This is a genomic window from Robertmurraya sp. DFI.2.37 (assembly GCF_029211245.1).
Classification (GTDB): domain Bacteria; phylum Bacillota; class Bacilli; order Bacillales; family Cytobacillaceae; genus Robertmurraya; species Robertmurraya methanolica_A.
Map to the genome: position 1 here is coordinate 1 of NZ_JARGEJ010000709.1, position 295 is coordinate 295.

Consider the following 295-nt stretch of genomic DNA (forward strand, 5'->3'; position numbering starts at 1 on the left):
CGAAAAGATGCTTTCACTAAGGAATCATGGCAGCAGACAAAAGTATATCCACACTAAAATTGGAATGAACAGTCGTCTCGATGAAATTCAGGCTGCCGTTTTACTTTTGAAATTAAAGCATTTGGATCTTTTTTTGCATAAGCGCAAGGAAGTGGCAAAACGCTATACGAATTGTTTACAGCAATACTTGAGAACACCACCTGTAATTGTAACGAGGGAACATACTTTTCACCAGTACTGCTTTGAATTTGATGAACGAGATGCACTTGCTGAACATTTAGATAAGAACGGTATT

Annotated in this window: 1 protein-coding gene; it reads left to right on the top strand. The window is 37.6% G+C overall.

Annotated elements, in window-relative coordinates:
- Positions 1 to 295: DegT/DnrJ/EryC1/StrS family aminotransferase (locus tag PZE06_RS28320; protein WP_275792444.1), on the top strand; the 295-nt coding region annotated here is incomplete at both ends.